General features: G+C 70.7%; 19 protein-coding genes. 7 read left to right on the forward strand and 12 right to left on the reverse strand.

Annotated features, from left to right (window positions below; genetic code table 11):
• The first annotated feature begins 228 nt into the window (after window positions 1-228).
• The 4 genes from ACWD5F_RS13315 to ACWD5F_RS13330 all read left to right on the forward strand — a co-directional run bounded on the left by ACWD5F_RS13315 (window position 229) and on the right by ACWD5F_RS13330 (window position 4289).
• The gene (locus tag ACWD5F_RS13315) at window positions 229-1299 is read left to right on the forward strand and encodes a M4 family metallopeptidase (RefSeq protein WP_451253886.1); all 1071 of its coding nucleotides are present in this window, start codon (window positions 229-231) and stop codon (window positions 1297-1299) included.
• Window positions 1300-1319: 20 nt separating this feature from the next.
• On the forward strand, window positions 1320-1586 hold the full coding sequence (locus tag ACWD5F_RS13320; protein WP_451253888.1) for a protealysin inhibitor emfourin: 267 nt from the start codon (window positions 1320-1322) through the stop codon (window positions 1584-1586).
• Between the two features lie 82 nt (window positions 1587-1668).
• Window positions 1669-3000: a GH1 family beta-glucosidase gene (locus tag ACWD5F_RS13325; protein WP_451253890.1), complete on the forward strand. Its 1332-nt coding sequence runs from the start codon at window positions 1669-1671 to the stop codon at window positions 2998-3000.
• Entirely contained in the window at window positions 2997-4289 is a 1293-nt protein-coding gene (locus ACWD5F_RS13330; RefSeq protein ID WP_401720818.1) for an MFS transporter, read from the forward strand. Before ACWD5F_RS13325 ends, ACWD5F_RS13330 begins: the two co-directional genes overlap by 4 nt.
• 24 nt (window positions 4290-4313) lie before the next feature.
• On the opposite strand, the gene ACWD5F_RS13335 is transcribed toward ACWD5F_RS13330, so the two are convergent.
• Window positions 4314-5168: an NAD-dependent epimerase/dehydratase family protein gene (locus ACWD5F_RS13335; RefSeq protein WP_451253892.1), complete on the reverse strand. Its 855-nt coding sequence runs from the start codon at window positions 5166-5168 to the stop codon at window positions 4314-4316.
• A gap of 119 nt (window positions 5169-5287) precedes the next feature.
• On the opposite strand from ACWD5F_RS13335, the gene ACWD5F_RS13340 reads away from it, so the two are divergent.
• Window positions 5288-6133 (forward strand): helix-turn-helix transcriptional regulator, encoded by an 846-nt coding sequence (locus tag ACWD5F_RS13340; RefSeq protein WP_451253894.1) that lies wholly within the window; start codon window positions 5288-5290, stop codon window positions 6131-6133.
• Between the two features lie 24 nt (window positions 6134-6157).
• Here ACWD5F_RS13340 and ACWD5F_RS13345 read toward each other — a convergent pair whose 3' ends face one another.
• The 4 genes from ACWD5F_RS13345 to era form a co-directional block, all read right to left on the reverse strand.
• A complete protein-coding gene (locus tag ACWD5F_RS13345; RefSeq protein WP_451253896.1) occupies window positions 6158-6667 on the reverse strand; it encodes a hypothetical protein in 510 nt (169 codons plus the stop codon).
• A gap of 62 nt (window positions 6668-6729) precedes the next feature.
• Window positions 6730-7641 (reverse strand): LptM family lipoprotein, encoded by a 912-nt coding sequence (locus ACWD5F_RS13350; RefSeq protein ID WP_451253898.1) that lies wholly within the window; start codon window positions 7639-7641, stop codon window positions 6730-6732.
• Between the two features lie 8 nt (window positions 7642-7649).
• Complete coding sequence (locus tag ACWD5F_RS13355; RefSeq protein WP_451253900.1) at window positions 7650-7868, reverse strand: hypothetical protein; 219 nt, start codon at window positions 7866-7868, stop codon at window positions 7650-7652.
• Window positions 7869-8075: 207 nt separating this feature from the next.
• The gene (era, locus tag ACWD5F_RS13360) at window positions 8076-9038 is read right to left on the reverse strand and encodes a GTPase Era (protein ID WP_401720827.1); all 963 of its coding nucleotides are present in this window, start codon (window positions 9036-9038) and stop codon (window positions 8076-8078) included.
• Window positions 9039-9120: 82 nt separating this feature from the next.
• Here era and ACWD5F_RS13365 point away from each other — a divergent pair, with 82 nt between their 5' ends.
• On the forward strand, window positions 9121-9459 hold the full coding sequence (locus tag ACWD5F_RS13365) for a P-II family nitrogen regulator (RefSeq protein WP_451253902.1): 339 nt from the start codon (window positions 9121-9123) through the stop codon (window positions 9457-9459).
• Here the strand turns inward: ACWD5F_RS13365 and ACWD5F_RS13370 are convergent.
• From ACWD5F_RS13370 to ACWD5F_RS13390, 5 genes are all read right to left on the reverse strand, one after another.
• Window positions 9353-10363 (reverse strand): WxL protein peptidoglycan domain-containing protein, encoded by a 1011-nt coding sequence (locus tag ACWD5F_RS13370; protein ID WP_451253904.1) that lies wholly within the window; start codon window positions 10361-10363, stop codon window positions 9353-9355. The two genes, ACWD5F_RS13365 and ACWD5F_RS13370, sit on opposite strands and share 107 nt — an antisense overlap.
• A 107-nt stretch (window positions 10364-10470) precedes the next feature.
• Entirely contained in the window at window positions 10471-11790 is a 1320-nt protein-coding gene (locus ACWD5F_RS13375) for a beta-xylosidase (RefSeq protein ID WP_451253906.1), read from the reverse strand.
• 142 nt (window positions 11791-11932) lie between these two features.
• Window positions 11933-12406 carry a hypothetical protein gene (locus ACWD5F_RS13380; protein WP_401720839.1) on the reverse strand — a complete coding sequence of 158 codons (474 nt, stop codon included), beginning with the start codon at window positions 12404-12406 and terminating at the stop codon, window positions 11933-11935.
• A 218-nt stretch (window positions 12407-12624) separates the two neighbouring features.
• Entirely contained in the window at window positions 12625-12978 is a 354-nt protein-coding gene (locus ACWD5F_RS13385) for a cytidine deaminase (RefSeq protein WP_451253908.1), read from the reverse strand.
• 71 nt (window positions 12979-13049) lie between these two features.
• Window positions 13050-13871 (reverse strand): helix-turn-helix transcriptional regulator, encoded by an 822-nt coding sequence (locus tag ACWD5F_RS13390; RefSeq protein ID WP_124000428.1) that lies wholly within the window; start codon window positions 13869-13871, stop codon window positions 13050-13052.
• Window positions 13872-14011: 140 nt separating this feature from the next.
• On the opposite strand from ACWD5F_RS13390, the gene ACWD5F_RS13395 reads away from it, so the two are divergent.
• Window positions 14012-15454: an MFS transporter gene (locus ACWD5F_RS13395; protein ID WP_451253910.1), complete on the forward strand. Its 1443-nt coding sequence runs from the start codon at window positions 14012-14014 to the stop codon at window positions 15452-15454.
• Here ACWD5F_RS13395 and ACWD5F_RS13400 read toward each other — a convergent pair.
• On the reverse strand, window positions 15416-15775 hold the full coding sequence (locus tag ACWD5F_RS13400) for an MmcQ/YjbR family DNA-binding protein (protein ID WP_450353732.1): 360 nt from the start codon (window positions 15773-15775) through the stop codon (window positions 15416-15418). The two genes, ACWD5F_RS13395 and ACWD5F_RS13400, sit on opposite strands and share 39 nt — an antisense overlap.
• On the reverse strand, window positions 15723-16055 hold the full coding sequence (locus ACWD5F_RS13405) for a hypothetical protein (RefSeq protein ID WP_451253912.1): 333 nt from the start codon (window positions 16053-16055) through the stop codon (window positions 15723-15725). The genes ACWD5F_RS13400 and ACWD5F_RS13405 overlap by 53 nt, the downstream gene beginning before the upstream one ends.
• Window positions 16056-16070 lie beyond the last annotated feature (15 nt).

The following is a 16070-nucleotide window of genomic DNA, read 5'->3' on the forward strand; positions in this document are numbered from 1 at the left end:
CGAAACGCATGATGCAGAGCATGCTAGCGGAGCTCTCATGAACAGGCGCCCCTGTATCAATATGCGGGACTGCGGTGTTTTTAGGGGCGCGGGGAACTGCGCGACCAGCCCCCACCGGGCCGCACTGCCTAACACAGCGCAACCATCCACGGCGGGAGCATCCTGATATTTCACCAATCATGGTTGCAGCTAGTGACACCGGCATAACGCGGTGCCAAGGTGCCGAGCATGACGACAAACGGGGGCTTTAAGCCCGTCTTCTGCACCGTCGTTCCGCCACACATCCTCGACCACCTGGCCAGGAACGACGATCCCAACCTCTCCGGCCCAGCCCAACAAACCTTGATCCGCGACAGCGAACTCCGCGGCAGGCGAAGGGTCACCACCGAGTTCTCCCTGGCCCCGACGCCCCAGGAAACGGCCGCGTCGGACCAGCCACTCCGCACCATCTACGACGCCGAACACCGCACCGACCTCCCCGGCACCAAAGTCCGCGCCGAGGGCGCCGACCCGGGCCAGGACGCCACGGTCAACCGCGCATACGCCGGCCTCGGCGCCACCTTCGAGCTCTACCTCAAGGCCTACGGACGCCACTCGATCGACGCCGAAGGCCTCCCGCTGGACGCGACCGTCCACTTCGACGAGCGCTACAACAACGCCTTCTGGAACGGCGAGCAGATGGTGTTCGGCGACGGCGACGGCGAGATCTTCGTCGACTTCACCATCCCGATCGACGTCATCGGCCACGAACTGACCCACGGCGTCACCCAGTACACGGCCAACCTCACGTACTACGGCCAGCCCGGCGCCCTGAACGAGTCGATGTCCGACGTCTTCGGCTCGCTCATCAAGCAGTACACGCTGGGCCAGACCGCCGCCGAGGCCGACTGGCTGATCGGCGCGGGCCTGCTCGCCCCGAGCGTCACCGGCAAGGCACTGCGCTCCATGAAGGAACCGGGCAGCGCGTACGACGACGACGTACTCGGCAAGGACCCGCAGCCCGCGACCATGGACGACTACGTCCGCACCGGGCGTGACAACGGCGGCGTGCACATCAACTCCGGTATCCCCAACCACGCGTTCTACCTGGTGGCGAACGCGCTCGGCGGCAACGCCTGGGAGAAGGCGGGCCAGGTCTGGTACGACGTCCTGACCGGCGGCGAGCTCACCAGCAGCGCCCTGTTCGCCGACTTCGCCAGGCTGACGGCGAAGGCCGCGCGCGAGCGTTACGGCGACGGGGGCGAGGAGCTCCAGGCCGTGTCGAAGGCGTGGGAGCAGGTCGGGGTGCGGATTTCGTGAGTCCGTACTAGACAGGGCCCATGCGTATTCAGGTACGGCGCACGGGCGGGTTCGCGGGCATCGAGCGGCACGCGGAGGTGGACACCTCGGGGCGGCCCGATGCCCTCGAATGGCAGGCCCTGGCTCAACAGGCGCTGTCCGGCGGCCGGGGCAGCCGGCCGCTGGGGGTGCCGGACGGCTTCAGCTACGAGATCACCGTGGACGGGAAGACGGTGTACGCGGCCGATCCCCGGCTCACCCACGAGCAACGCGAGCTGATCTCCAGGGTGTTGAAGGAAGGGGCCTAGGGAGGGCCCCGGGGAGGGGCGTAACCGGCAGTTCACGCGGGGGCGTTGACTTCCCTACCGAGGGGTAAGGATGATCCCGCCCATGGCGACTGATCCGCGTGCAGCGGCGCATCCGATCCCTCGGTTCCCCGACGGTTTCCTGTGGGGTGTGTCGACTTCGGCGCACCAGATCGAGGGGGCCGTGGACGAGCGCGAACCGTCGGTGTGGGATGTCTTCACGGCCGGACCGGGGCACATCAAGGACGGCTCGACCGCGGCGGTGGCCTGCGACCACTACCACCGCTACCGCGAGGACGTGGCCCTGCTGGCCGGCCTGGGCGTGGACGCGTACCGCTTCTCCATCTCCTGGCCGAGGGTGAACTCGCCGGGCGGCCTGGACTTCTACGACCGTCTCGTGGACGAGCTGTGCGCGGCCGGCGTACGCCCGGTCCCCACCCTCTTCCACTGGGACCTGCCGGTCACCCGGGACTGGCTGGAGCGGGACACCGCCGCGCACTTCGCGGAGTACGTGTCGGTCGTCGCGGAGCGGCTCGGTGACCGGGTGAAGAAGTGGATCACCCTCAACGAACCCGCCGAACACACCCTGCTGGGCCACGCGTTGGGCGCCCACGCGCCGGGAAAGAAGCTGCTCTTCGACGCGCTCCCGGTCGCCCACCACCAACTCCTCGCGCACGGCCTGGCGGTACGCGCCCTGCGCGCGGCCGGTGCGGACGACATCGGCATCGCCAACTCGCACGGCCCGACCTGGCCGGCCTCGGAGGAGGCGGCCGACGTGGAGGCGGCGGAGTTCTACGACCTCCTGCTCAACCGCCTCTTCTCCGACCCGCTCCTGCTCGGCCAGTACCCGGACGGCATCGGCGACCTGATGCCCGGCGACGTCGAGTCGGACCTGAAGGTGATCGCGGAACCCCTCGACTGGTACGGCATCAACTACTACGCGCCGACCCGGGTGGGCGCCCCGCAGGGCGCGGAGATCGAGTTCGGCGGACTCACCATGCCCGCCGAACTCCCCTTCTCCGTAAGGGAGATCGAGGGTGTCCCGCGGACCGACTTCGGCTGGCCCGTGGTCCCCGGGGGCCTGACGGAACTCCTCACCGGCTTCCGTGAGCGCTACGGCGACCGCCTCCCGCCGGTCGTCATCACCGAGAACGGCTGCTCCTACGAGGGCATCGACGACCAGGACCGGATCGCCTACCTGGACGGCCATGTCCGGGCCCTGCACGACGCGGTGGCGGCCGGCGTGGACGTGCGCGGCTACTTCGCCTGGTCGCTGCTCGACAACTTCGAGTGGGCGGAGGGCTATCAGCGCCGCTTCGGTCTGGTGCACGTCGACTACGAGACGCAGGTGCGCACGCCGAAGGCCTCGTACACGTGGTTCCAGGACCTGCTCCGGGCGCAGAAGGCGCAGAGATGACGGCACCCTTGGAGGACTCCCAGAACTCCCGCTCGCAGGACTCCCAAGGCTCCCCGGCCGCGCTCGCCGAGCCCGTCGAACGGGTCGGGCGTGGCTGGACGGTGTCCCTCTCGCTCGCCAACGGGGCGATCTGGGTGGGCTGGTACGGCCCGCTGCAGATCCTGCTGGCCTCGCAGGCGAAGGACTTCGCGCCGGGCTCCGGCATGTCCAAGGAGGCGATGCTGGCCTGGGTGACCGGCGCGGGCGCGCTGGTCTCGCTCGCCGCCAACCCGTTCTTCGGCGCCCTGTCGGACCGGACGACGGGCCGCTGGGGCCGCCGTACGCCGTGGATCGTGGCCGGGGCGGCGGGCGGCGCGCTGTCCCTGCTGCTGCTCGCGGGGGCGGGCGGGGTGTGGACGATGGCGCTGGGCTGGTGCCTGGTCCAGCTGACCCTGAACGCGGCCTTCGCGGCGGTCACGGCGGCGGTGCCGGACCGGGTGCCCCGGCTCCAACGCGGGTCGGTGGGCGGGTGGTTGGGGGCCGCGCAGATCCTCGGCGTGGTCGGCGGGACGGGCCTTGCGACGGTGGTCGGGGGCATCGGGGCCGGGTACGCGGCCTGCGCGGTGTTCACGGTCGTGGGCGTGCTGCCGTACGTCCTGAAGTACCCGGATCTGCGGCTGCCGGTGTCGGACCGGCCGCCGTGGTCGTGGCGGTCGTTCCTCGCGGGCTTCTGGCTGAGCCCGCGCCGGTATCCGGATCTGGGCTGGGCGTGGCTGACCCGGTTCCTGATCAACCTCAGCAACGCGCTGGTGCTGCTCTACCTCCTGTACTACCTGCGCGACCGCCTGCACTACGACGACCCCGACCAGGGCGTGCTGATCCTGACCGCGGTGAACGGGCTGACGCTGCTCGCCACGGTCGTCGTCGGCGGGGTGTGGTCGGACCGGCTGGGCCGGCGCAAGCCGTTCGTGATCTGGTCCGGGATCCTGATGGCGGTGGCGACGGCCGGGCTCGCGGTCTGGCAGACCTGGCCCGGCGCGATCGTCGCGGCGGCGGTCCTCGGCATCGGCTTCGGCGTCTTCACCTCGGTCGACTTCGCCCTGATGACGGACGTCCTGCCGAAGGCCGGGGACCGGGGCAAGGACCTCGGCGTGATCAACGTGGCGAACGCCCTGCCCCAGGTCGCGGCCCCCGCCCTCGCCGCGCCGATCGTGACGTACCTGGGCGGCTACCGGATGCTGTACCTGGTGGCGGCGGTGGTCGGGCTGGCGGGGGCGGTACTGGTGCGGCGGATCAGGGGCGTGGACTGAGGGCCCCGACGGGGTACGACGGTTTCAGAGGGCTCCGGCGTCCCTGGCGGACCAGACGCTCGGATAGATGGGCCGGTAGCCCAGATCCCGGCGGATCCGCTGGGTGGACATGATGCCGAACCACGGGTCGGGGTCCGGGTTGTCCTGTAGTCCAGCGGGTACGTCGACGCCGTTGAGCTGGTACAGCTCGACCGTCGTGACGGGAGCGTCGTCGGCGATGTTGTAGATCCGCCCGGCGACTCCCGGCGCGTACAGCAGCCGCAGCAGGCCCTGGGCGACGTCCGCGTGATGACCCATCTGCAGTCGCTGGGCGGGCGCCCAGTTCCCGGCCCACATCAGGGCGTTGGCCAGGTGCGGGTCCCCCTCGCCGTAGACGAAGGGGAGTCGGCCGACGCGCACGTCCATGCCCTCCAGGGCGAGCAGTTCCCGCTCCGCCGCCACCTTCGACTCGTTGTAGGCGCCCCACATCTGGCCGCCGGGCCGGCTCTCGTCCTCCTCGACGAGCGGGCGGCCCCGCCCGACGCCGTACACCATCCCCGTACTGACCTGCACGAACCGCTCGACTCCGGAGGCCAGCGCGGCACGTCCCAGGGCGACCGCCGCGTCCCGGTTGACGGCCCAGGCCTCCTCGTCCGGCACCCCGCGGAAGGAGGCGGCGACGTTCAGTACCGCGTCCGCCCCGGCCACCGCCTTGCCGAGCGCTTCCTCGTCGCGCAGGTCGCCGACCACGACCTCGGCGCCCAGCTCGGCGAACCGCTCGCCCCTGGCCGCGTCCCGCACGAGGACCCGTACCACCTCCCCCGGCCGGCCCTGGTCCAGCAGCCTCGGGACCAACCGCCGGCCCACCTGACCGGTCGTGCCTGTCACCAACGTCAGCATGATGTGCTCCTCTCGTCACCGACCACCCTCCGGCGCCGGGGCCGGGACCGGGAGAGACCTGCTGATCGGGGGATCGGCGGTCCCTGGATAAGCCGGACCGCATGCCGCACGCTGGAGGGGTGGACCGAACCGAACTCGCCGACTTCCTGCGCCGCGGCCGGGCCCGGCTGGACCCGTCGGACGTGGGCCTCACGGCCGGCCCGCGCCGCCGTACGCCGGGGCTGCGCCGCGAGGAGGTGGCGCAGCTGGCGGGCATGTCGGTGGACTACTACACCCGCCTGGAACAGTCCCGGGGCCCGCACCCGTCCCGCCAGATGCTGACGGCCCTGGCACGCGGCCTGCGCCTGACGGACGACGAACGCGACCACCTGTTCCACCTGGCGGGCGAGGAGCCTCCGCGCCGCGACAGCCCGTCGACGCACGTCCGCCCGGGCCTCCTCCTGGTCCTGGACCGCCTGCACGACACCCCCGCGATGGTGGTGACGGACTGCGGTGAGCTGCTCGCGCAGAACGCGATGTCGAAGGCGCTGTCGGGAGACGCGCTCGCCCGTCCGCCCCGGGAGCGCAACATGCTGCGCCGCTTCTTCCTGTACGCGGACGGCGGCACGTTCTTCCCTCCGGAGGACCGCCCCGACCACGCCCGCGCCCACGTGGCCGACCTCCGCGCGGTCGCCGCGGCCCGCCCCGACGACCCGGAACCGGCCGCGCTGGTAGCCGAACTACGGGCGTCCAGCGAGGAGTTCGCCACCCTCTGGGACGAACACGAGGTGGCGGTACGCCGGTCCACGACCAAACGCTTCCAACACCCGCTGGTGGGCCTCCTGGAACTCGACTGCGAGATCCTCCTGGCCTCCGACCACCACCGCCTCGTCATCCACACGGCCCGCCCGGGAACGGAGTCGTACGAACGCCTACGACTGCTGAGGGTGGTCGGCCTTCAGGACATGACGCCGAGCAGCAGCTGAGCCCGATGTCACGTGTCGCCTCGGTCAGCTGATCCAGCTGGCCGCCGCACAACCGCTTGAGTACACCCACTGGTGGGACGAGATGCTGTCGTTGATGGTGATGTTGGTCCGACCGACGCCCGGCCGGTAGTAGTAGTCGTCGGTCAGCCTGTCCGCGTAGGCCTCGCCGGCGGCGAGGCATCCGTAGCCGTCGTTGTCCCGGTAGCCGGAGTTGAGGTAGAACGCGACCACGTCCTCGACCCCGGGGCCGCTGACTCCGGCGTTCATCACCGAGGACGCTCGGTCGTTGTCGCTGCCGGTGAAGGCTCCGCTGCCGTCAGCCCAGTTCGAGTCGTCGCCCAGGGCCTCGCCGAGGAGCGTGCCCTCGCAGTTCACATCGGCCCATGCGTAGACCTTTCCGGTCCGGCCCGGCCAGTCGTCGTCGCAGCCGCCCACCTGTACGGATTTCTCCCCCGCCTGGGCCGTCGTCACCGGCACCGTCAGGCCGACGGCCACCAGGCCGAGGGTCGCGACGAACATGGGTAACTTGCGCATGCTTCCTCCTGGTTGTTCGCCTCGTTCGAGGCGTGCTGTTCCGCGGCACGTCACCGCGGAGGTCAGGGGCGGGGCCCGACGAGTTTCTCGGCGCGGGCCAGCGCCTGCCATTGAAGGCGTCGGTGGGTGACCAGCTCGTCCCTGTACCGCTTGCTCAACTGCCCGATGTAGTGGGCCTCACGAGCCCGGCCGACGGACTTGAGCGAGGTCTCGCGGGCGCAGCTCGCATCCGCCACCGCGATGTCCTTCTCGGCCTTGAACGCCTTCGCGAAAGCCGCGCCGGTCAGGTCCCGAGTCGTTTCCCGGGCCGTCTCCTGGGCTTCGCCCGGGTCGTCGTAGTGGCGGCCCGACCCGCGCATGCAGGCGGACCAGCGCCGCAGCGCCTTCTGAAAGAGCTGGTCACGCATCATGTCGGGCACGTAGAGGAGGCGGAGGTTGTCGGCGACCTTGTCCGCGCGGAACCAGGTCTCGATGTCTCCGTAGAGCCGTTCTTCGGCCTCCCTCGCGCAGCCACCCGCCCGGCGGCGGATGGTGCCGCCGCCAGGGACCTCGGCCGAGAGGACCGGAGTGTCCGGTCCGCCGTCCAGGGCCGCGTCGTACGCCTGAGCCCGCTTGCCCGAGAGTGAACGACGGAACGAGCCATTGGGATTGTGCAGTCTCGCCCAGGTGGCCTTCGCGTCGATGGCGCTGCCGTATCCGTGCTCGCGCGCCCAGGCGATGTCGTCCTGGACGTAGCCGACAGGGCGGCTCTCCTCCAGGGTCAGCGGATGCCACTCCCAGTAGGCGAACCCCAGCCGGTTCATGCAGCGCTTGACCAGTCGCTGCTCAGCGTCGGAGATCCGCAGTTCCTCGGCGCGGGTGAGTCCACGGGACGGGCTCGGCGGCGCGGGGCCCGGGTCGGACAGCCCGCAACCGGTCAGCGTGACGCCGGCGAGAACCGACCCCGCGGCGAGGGCCGCGAGCGTCCGTCGCACCGGACCGGTCAACCTCTGTCGACATGGCCGCTGCTCCCTGCGGGAAGGCTGCTCCCCTCGAAGTGACCGTCGGGTTCGAAGTGACCGCTCGGTTCGACATTCTCGTGGTGACCGGCGAGTTCGGTTGTGCCGTGCCGATCAGCGGCGGTTGCCGAACCGGTCGCGACCATCAGGCCGCTGAAGACCAGTGCGCCGACCGTGACGCCGATGGCCAGTCCTGTACGCATCATCTGTATTGCCCCCGATCCTGGATTCCGGTGGTTCCTCGTCCGTGGTGCCCCGGCTGCTCACGGCCAGGGCTCCTCGTGCACTCACTCTGCCGTCGGGGCACCATCGGCCGGGAGTGCCAAGTCACCTGCTCTCACGTGGAGTTGTCACCACCGCGCATGACATCTGTCACCCACGGCCGGCGGGGACGGCGGGGGCGAGGAAGCTTAGAAGCCCAGCTTGCGCAGCTGGCGAGGGTCGCGTTGCCAGTCCTTCGCCACCTTTACGTGCAGGTCCAGGAAGACCGGCGTGCCCAACAACGCCTCGATCTGCTTGCGGGACTTGATGCCCACCTGCTTCAGGCGGGCGCCCTTCGGGCCGATGATGATGCCCTTCTGGCTGGGGCGCTCGATGTAGACGAAGGCGTGGATGTCGAGGAGGGGCTTGTCGGCGGGGCGGTCCTCGCGGGGGAGCATCTCCTCGACGACGACGGCGATGGAGTGCGGCAGCTCGTCGCGGACGCCCTCCAGCGCGGCCTCGCGGATCAGCTCCGCGATCATGACCTGCTCGGGCTCGTCGGTGAGGTCGCCCTCGGGGTAGAGGGCCGGGCCCTCCGGGAGGAGGGGGACGAGGAGGTCGGCGAGCAGGTCGACCTGCTGGTCCGCGACCGCCGAGACCGGCACGATCTCCGCCCACTCGAAGCCGAGCTCCTTGCCGAGCTGGTCGATGGCGATGAGCTGCTCGGCGAGGGTCTTGGAGTCGACGAGGTCCGTCTTCGTGACGATGGCGACCTTCGGGGTCTTCTTGATCCCCGCCAGTTCCTTCGCGATGAAGCGGTCACCGGGGCCGAGCTTCTCGTTCGCCGGCAGGCAGAAGCCGATCACGTCGACCTCGGCCCAGGTGGTGCGCACGACGTCGTTGAGCCGCTGGCCCAGCAGCGTGCGCGGCTTGTGCAGCCCCGGGGTGTCGACCAGGATCAGCTGGGCGTCGGGCCGGTGCACGATCCCGCGTACCGTGTGCCGCGTGGTCTGCGGCTGGTTCGCGGTGATCGCGACCTTCTGGCCGACCAGAGCGTTCGTAAGGGTGGACTTGCCCGCGTTGGGGCGGCCCACGAAGCAGGCGAAGCCGGCGCGGTGGGCGGACTCGGCCGGCTGCTCGGATGACTGGGTGCGAACGCTCATGGCGCCCATTCTCCCTGATCCACGAGCCCACGCCGTACAAGCGTGCACCCGGGGCCCGGGACGGACCGGCCCGGGCCGTATGGTGCGCGCCATGAAGCTCATCACCGCGATCGTGAAGCCGCACCGCCTCGACGAGGTGAAGACCGCCCTGCGGGAGCTCGGCGTGCACGGTCTGACCGTGACCGAGGCCAGCGGGTACGGCCGTCAGCGCGGCCACACCGAGGTCTACCGGGGCGCCGAGTACCAGGTCGACCTCGTACCGAAGGTCCGGATCGAGGTGGTCGTCGAGGACGCCGACGCGGAGTCCGTTCTGGAGGCGGTCGTCAAAGCCGCGCGGACGGGGAAGATCGGGGACGGGAAGGTGTGGGCGATGCCGGTCGAGACGGTCGTACGCGTGCGGACGGGTGAGCGCGGTCCCGACGCGCTCTGACCGCCAGTACTCCGCCCACGAACCCCACGGCCAGCAGCAGCGCCGCCGCGAGCCAGGGCAGCGCGAAGAACGAGGCGCTCCCCGACTGCCGCGTACCCGGTGCGCTCGCGGTCAACGTGACGTCCCCCCAGTCGAGTTGGGGTGCGCCCTTCCACGGCTCGCTGAGCTTCACGCTCTGCCCTGGCAGCAGTTCGGCGGGGATCCGGGTCAGACCGCGGGACAGGAGCGTACGGCCGAAGAGGCCCTGCGCCTTGAGCGTCACCTTCGGATCGAGGGTGACGTTGCCAGTGTTGCGGAGGGTGTAGGAGATCGTCGCGTCGCTGTCCCCCAACCCCGGTACCAGTGGCTGGTGGTGGGTGACGCGGACGTTCTCGACGGCGAGCGCGGGGAGGGTCGGCCCACCCACCCGGAGGTACACCCGGGCGGCGACGGCGCGTTGCACACCCAGGGCCAGTGATCCGTCGCCCTTGTCGATCCGCTCGTCCAGCGCGACCAACGCGCCCGGGTGGTCGCCCGGTTCGGCACCCTCGGGCACCGTCAGCGTGAAGGGGACGGTGACCGTCTTGTGGGCCGGCACGGTGACCCGGGTCTTCGCGGGCTTCGCCCAGGCCCCCACGCCCCGCTGCTTCTCGTCGACCGTGCGCACCGCGAACCCGCCGTCGCGGGCGGTGTTGTAGGCGTCGGCCGCGTACAGCCGGAAGGTCAGCGGCTTCCCCGTCTTGTTGGCGACGACCACCTTGTCGTCGATGGTCTGCCCGGGATCGGCGGAGAGATAGAAGTAGGGCCGCGCGGCGACGGCCGAGGAGACGGGATAGACGGACCAGCTGCCGTTGTCGGCGGCGTGCGCGGGCGCGGCCTGCCAGGCGAGCAGGAGGCCCAGGAGGAGGACGTACAGCTTGCGCATGGGTGCGGACCCCCACGGACGAGACCATGGACAAGAAGAAGGACAAGCAGAAGGACGAGAAGAAGGACGGGAGGGAGTGGGGCGGGCGGGTGCGGACGCCCTTGCCGTCAGCTGAGCGTGAGCGTCAGGACTCCGGAGTACGAGCCCGGAGGCGTGAACGCCGGTACGTCCAGCGACAGTCCGGCGTCGACGGTGAACTCACCGCCGGTGACCGTCCCGTCGGGAGCCGCCGCGAGGGTCGCGCCCGAGAGGCCCACCGAGCCGGCGGAACCGGCCTGGCAGGTGCTGGGACTGCCCGCCTTGGTGGCGCAGGCAGGGTTCCAACTCAGCTTCCCGGCATCGATCTTGGCGCCGGGACCGGTGAAGTCGGTGACCTTGCCGGTCAGGGACCAGCCCGCGGGGCCGCCGCGGTAGTCCTTGACGGTGACGGCGTTCAGGGCCCCGGTGGAGGCCCCGCCCTGACCGAAGTCGACCGCCGAGAGTGCCACGGAGTCGCCGGCCTGGGACATCGACAGCGTCCCCGCCTTCACGGTCGTGGTCAGCTTCTGGCTGCCGTCCGGCACGGGTGTCGTGTCGTTGACGAGGTAGGCCGCGGGTCCCGCGCCCTTCTCGGCGTTCCACGCGCTGCCCTCGTAGGCCACGATCCCGGTCGTCGTCTTGTCGTTGACGACGAGTGAGCCGCTGAAGGCGCCGTTGCTGCCGGCGGTGACGGTCGCCGTGTCCGCGGTCTGGGTGGACCCGGAGCGCCCGGCCAGGGTGACGGTCGCGCCCGGCGTGAAGTCGGTGCCGCTCACGGTGACACTGTCACCGGGGTTCCCGGAGGCCGAACCCAGCGAGATGGCACGGTTGTTGGTGGGATTGGCGTCCGTCGCGGTGACGGTCTGGGAGACCGGCGCGGGCGGGGTGATCACCGTGCAGGGGGTGTCCAGCTCCAGGATGTAGCTGGTGTGGATGTTGTAGTCGCCGGGCGAGAGGGTGATCGCGCCGGGCGCGGTGACCGTGAAGGTGCCGGTCATGGAGAACGACGGGAAGGCCCCGTTGCCGGGCACCGGGTCGTTCTTCTTGGGCCCGGTGACGGTCACGGAACCGGTCTGCGCGCCGCCGAGGGTGACCTTTCCGGTGGGCGTCATGATGTCGGCCGGCAGGGCGATGGCCGTCGGGTTGTTGGCGGCCGGCTTGACCACGGTGTAGGTCACCGTGAGGGTGTCGCCGACCTTCGGGCTGGTGTTGTCCACCGAGACGTTGGCGGTGGTGGTGCCGTCGATCGGCGGGATGCCGGCGATGGCGGGCGGGATGCAGTGCGTGCCGAAGTCCACGTTCGTACCCGCTGCGCCGGCCGGACAGGCCAGCGCGCCGCCCGCGGTCACCGCGAGTGCGGTTCCCGCGAGCAGTGACGCCCAGCGGCGTCTTCGGTTGTGCGAACCCATGGGTGTGCCCCCTCTTCTCTGTGCTCGCTGGGGGCATTGATGTGCGGATCGCGTGAGAAGTCAATGGAGACGCCGAAACGAACTGATGAGCCGTCAGTTCCTGTATGGAGCACAGGAACTGACGGCTCATCAAGGAACTACATCAGTCGAACACGAACGGCCCCGGCGACTGCGCCGCGGTCGCCGTACACGTGACGTTGATGCCGAAGATGGTCATCTGCAGCGAGCCGCCGAACGCCTCCAGGCTGTCGCCGGAGGCCACGGTGCCGTTGAGCGGGCCGACGGTGACGGGGTCGCCGGTGGCCATCGCCGGGTTCTCCGTACCGGTGAAGGCGGTGGTGCCGCCGCTCGCGTTCACCAGGGTGAGCGTGGAGGAGATGGAGTCCTCCGACAGGGCGATCGGAGCGGTGATCGCGGACGTGACGGTGATGGTGGCCGCCGTGCCGTCCTGGGTGGCTGTGAGCGTGGCCTGGCCACCGCCGAAGATGCCGCAGTCGGCGTTGATCGTCGCCTCCTGCGGGGTGACGGCGAGGGCGCTGGGCGCGAACGCGAGCGAAGCGGCCGCGAGGGCCCCTACCGCCATCGCCGCACCTGTACTGATTCGTTTGCCGTTCATGGGGATCCGGCTCCCTTCCCGTGCGGGAATTGCCATGTGGGGATGGATGGGAGAGGTCCGAACGGGCCGTCGGCGGGGCGCGGTGCGGGGCGCCGAGTGGGGGGTGGTGGAGCTGTCGCCGGAATCTGACGGTCCGTCGGAACTGACGGTTCCATTGATGCGTGAGAGACACGGAGGCGGCAAGGTTGAATTCCGGCCGACTCTGAAAAGAGCGATTTTCAGCCTGCGGTCGCGGTGCTGCGCACGGTGCCGTCTGGTCCGGCCAGCAGTACGGGCGTCCCGGCTCCGCCCAGGTCAGCCACGGCCGCGAGATCCTCCTCCGGCACCGCGTCGGCCTCCGTGACGACCGCCGCCGCCTCCAGCGACTTCGCCCCGGAAGCCACCGCCATCGCCACCGCGGTGCGCAGCGCGCTCAGCTTCAGTGACCGAAGCTCGACGGTCCCGGCGACATACGTACGGCCGGTGTCGTCCCGTACGGCCGCCCCCTCGGGCACACCGTTGCGGGCCCGCGCGGAGCGGGCCAGGGTGACGATCTTGCGGTCCTCGGGGTCGAGCGCGTTGCTGTCGGTCATGCCCAGAGCATACGAAGAGCCGCCCTCGCCACCCGGCCACGGGGTACCCGCGTCACCCGGGGCGGCTCGCGTCAGCCCGCCACGGGGTACATCGCCCCGCGCCGCGCCTGCGGGGAGGCCAGCCACTCCAGCTTGGCCGCGGTGTTCGCCTCGTCCAGCGGGGTGTGCAGCACGATCGTCAGGTCGGGGCGGGCCGGCACCCGCATCGCCGTCGACTCCACGACCAGCAGTCCGGCCAGCGGATGGTCCAGTTCCTTGCGGATCTGCCCGGCGTCCTCGATGTCCCGCTCCGCCCACAGCGCGGCGAACTCCGGGCTGTCCGCGTGCAGTCGGTCCAGCAGCTCCTGGTACCCCTCGTCGTCGGGCCGCGCCGAGGAGGCCGCCCGGAACTGCGCGACGACCGTCCGCGCGTTCTTCTCCCAGCTCTTGGAGCGGGACCGGTACAGCGGGTCGGTGAAGAAGTCGACGAGGCAGTTCTGCGTGCCCTCCTGCCGCATGCCGAGCACGATCGCGGCGGCCGCGTTGTACTGCACGCAGTTGTAGTACGCGTCCATGATGTGCGCCGGATACGGCATCCACGTGTCGATCAGCCGGCGCAGTCCCTCGCACATGTCCCGCTTCTCCGGGGCCACTTCGGGCACGGGCGGGTTCAGTCCGGCCAGTACGTACAGATGCCGGCGCTCGGTGCCGCTCAGCCGCAGCACCCGGGCCACCGCGTCCAGGACCTGCGGGGAGACCGAGATGTCCCGGCCCTGCTCCAGCCACTGGTACCAGGAGGCACCCACGCCGGCCAGCACCGCGACCTCCTCGCGGCGCAGCCCCGGGGTACGGCGCCGGGCGCCGCCGTCGGGCAGTCCCGCCTCGGCCGGACTCACCCGGGCCCGCCTGCTCATCAGGAACTCGCGCAACTCGGTCCGCCGATGGCTCCTGCCCACGTCCTCAGCCACGTACAGATCCCCCTCTGTCTGGTGGTGCCACCACCACGATAAGTTCCGACTCCCCACGCTTATTCCGGCCGCCCGATGCTCTTGCCATGGCGATCGAGACCACGACCCCGACCACTCCGTCCACCCCTTCGCACGGCACTCCCCGGCTGTCCACGCGGGACAAGCTCGTTCTGTTCGTCCTGTGCGCGGCCCAGTTCATGGTCGCCCTCGACTTCTCCGTCCTCAACGTCGCCCTGCCGGTCCTCGGCCCGGACCTGGGCATGAGCACCTCGGCCCTGCAGTGGGCGGTGACGGCGTTCGCGCTCCCGTCCGGCGGGTTCCTGCTGCTCTTCGGCCGCATCGGCGACCTCTACGGCCGCCGCAGACTGTTCCTGACCGGGCTCGCGCTGTTCGGCGCCGCCTCGGTGCTCGCCACCTTCGCCTGGGACCCGGCGTCCTTCCTGGCCGGGCGGGCACTGCAGGGGCTGGGCGCGGCGGCGATCGTGCCGACCGGCATGTCCCTGCTGACGACGACCTTCCCGGAGGGCCCGGCCCGCGACCGCGCCCTGGGCATCTCCGGCACCCTGCTCTCGCTGGGCTTCACCGTCGGCATGGTGGCCGGCGGTGTGCTGACCGACGCGCTCGGCTGGCGCTCGACGATGGGCCTGCTCTCCCTCTTCGCCCTGATCGTCCTGCCGCTGGCCCCCGGCCTGCTCCCCGAGTCCCGCACCCCCGACCGTCCGCGCCTGGACATCCCCGGCGCGATCACCGTCACCGCGGGCCTGCTCGCCCTGATCTACGCCCTGTCCACGGCCGCCGACCGCGGCTTCGGCGGCGCGGACGTCATCGTCACCCTCGTCGCGGGCGTCCTGCTGCTGACCGCGTTCGTGGCCGTCGAGTCCCGTACCGCCCAGCCCCTGGTCTCGCTTCCGATGCTGCGCCGCCGCACGGTGGCGTGGGGCAACATCGGCGGCCTGGTCACCTTCTCGATGATGTCGACGGTCGTCTTCGTGCTGACCCTGTACTTCCAGGAGGTCCTCGGCCTGTCCGCCTTCGAGACGGGCCTGGTCTTCGGCGTCCAGGGCGTGCTGTCGGCGGTGGCGGGCGCGTACGCCCCGAAGGTCATCGGCCGGCTCGGCGCCCGCCGCACCCTCGCCCTCTCGCTGGCCGGCCAGGGCGCGCTGGTCGCCGCCCTGCTGGGGCTGAACGCCCACACCTGGTCGGTCTGGCTCGCCACGACCGCCGTCTCGCTGGCCAGCATGTGCCACCTGGGCGCGATCATCTCCTACGGCGTCACCGTCACCTCGGGCGTCCCGGACGAGGAACAGGGCCTGGCCACCGGCCTGGTCACCTCCACCCAGCAGATCGGCCTCACCGTCGGCATCCCGCTCCTGGGCGTCCTCGCCACCACCTCGGACGACCTGCTGTCCGGTGTGCACACGGTCCTGGCGATCGACTCGGTGATCGTGCTGGCCGCCGCCGCGCTGGTCGCGCTGGGCCTGCGGACCCGCTCAGGGGCGGTCGAGGCGGAGCCGCTCGGCGCGCGGTAGACCGGCCACCACCAGGTCGTACGAGTCCTCCACCAGCTCCCGGACCACCCGGTCCGGGAGCTCGCCGTCGACCGTGACCGTGTTCCAGTGCCGCTTGTTCATGTGATACCCGGGGATGATCAGCCCGGGGTACTCCTCCCGCAGCCGCACCGCGTCCTCGGGGTCGCACTTGAGATTCACGGTCAGCGGACTGCCGTCGAGGCGGGTCAGCGCGAACAGCTTCCCGAGCACCTTGAAGACGGACGTCTCGGGGGTGAAGGGGAAGTCCTCAACCGCGGCGTTGAAGGAGAGACAGAAGCCACGCAGTTCGTCGGGGGTCATGCGGTCGTTTCCTCTCCGGTCGCCCGTGGGCGCAGTCGATCTCGACGCCGTGCAGGTCGGTCACACAGCCGTGGCCGCCGAGGTTGACCGTCACCGTCGCCGGCTCGTGCTCGACCTCGAAGGGCTCGCTGTCCTCGAAGCCGTACGTCACCACCACGAACGTCTCGCCGGGCTTCAGCCAGTGGTCGCTGCCGTACGGCTCCAGGATCAGCTCCAGCATCGCCGTACCGCTGTTGGTCACCCGCATCCGGGCCACCGGTCCCTCGTCGGCCTCCGTCACCTCCGCCCCACTCCC

The organism is Streptomyces sp. NPDC002499, assembly GCF_053595415.1.

What these genes read in the sequence shown, in the direction of transcription:
- ACWD5F_RS13315 (WP_451253886.1), top strand. Translation starts at nt 229, where the DNA reads ATGACGACAAACGGGGGCTTTAAGCCCGTCTTCTGCACCGTCGTTCCG.
- ACWD5F_RS13320 (WP_451253888.1), top strand. Translation starts at nt 1,320, where the DNA reads ATGCGTATTCAGGTACGGCGCACGGGCGGGTTCGCGGGCATCGAGCGG.
- ACWD5F_RS13325 (WP_451253890.1), top strand. Translation starts at nt 1,669, where the DNA reads ATGGCGACTGATCCGCGTGCAGCGGCGCATCCGATCCCTCGGTTCCCC.
- ACWD5F_RS13330 (WP_401720818.1), top strand. Translation starts at nt 2,997, where the DNA reads ATGACGGCACCCTTGGAGGACTCCCAGAACTCCCGCTCGCAGGACTCC.
- ACWD5F_RS13335 (WP_451253892.1), bottom strand. Translation starts at nt 5,168, where the DNA reads ATGCTGACGTTGGTGACAGGCACGACCGGTCAGGTGGGCCGGCGGTTG.
- ACWD5F_RS13345 (WP_451253896.1), bottom strand. Translation starts at nt 6,667, where the DNA reads ATGCGCAAGTTACCCATGTTCGTCGCGACCCTCGGCCTGGTGGCCGTC.
- ACWD5F_RS13355 (WP_451253900.1), bottom strand. Translation starts at nt 7,868, where the DNA reads ATGCGTACAGGACTGGCCATCGGCGTCACGGTCGGCGCACTGGTCTTC.
- era (WP_401720827.1), bottom strand. Translation starts at nt 9,038, where the DNA reads ATGGGCGCCATGAGCGTTCGCACCCAGTCATCCGAGCAGCCGGCCGAG.
- ACWD5F_RS13365 (WP_451253902.1), top strand. Translation starts at nt 9,121, where the DNA reads ATGAAGCTCATCACCGCGATCGTGAAGCCGCACCGCCTCGACGAGGTG.
- ACWD5F_RS13370 (WP_451253904.1), bottom strand. Translation starts at nt 10,363, where the DNA reads ATGCGCAAGCTGTACGTCCTCCTCCTGGGCCTCCTGCTCGCCTGGCAG.
- ACWD5F_RS13375 (WP_451253906.1), bottom strand. Translation starts at nt 11,790, where the DNA reads ATGGGTTCGCACAACCGAAGACGCCGCTGGGCGTCACTGCTCGCGGGA.
- ACWD5F_RS13380 (WP_401720839.1), bottom strand. Translation starts at nt 12,406, where the DNA reads ATGAACGGCAAACGAATCAGTACAGGTGCGGCGATGGCGGTAGGGGCC.
- ACWD5F_RS13385 (WP_451253908.1), bottom strand. Translation starts at nt 12,978, where the DNA reads ATGACCGACAGCAACGCGCTCGACCCCGAGGACCGCAAGATCGTCACC.
- ACWD5F_RS13390 (WP_124000428.1), bottom strand. Translation starts at nt 13,871, where the DNA reads ATGAGCAGGCGGGCCCGGGTGAGTCCGGCCGAGGCGGGACTGCCCGAC.
- ACWD5F_RS13395 (WP_451253910.1), top strand. Translation starts at nt 14,012, where the DNA reads ATGGCGATCGAGACCACGACCCCGACCACTCCGTCCACCCCTTCGCAC.
- ACWD5F_RS13400 (WP_450353732.1), bottom strand. Translation starts at nt 15,775, where the DNA reads ATGACCCCCGACGAACTGCGTGGCTTCTGTCTCTCCTTCAACGCCGCG.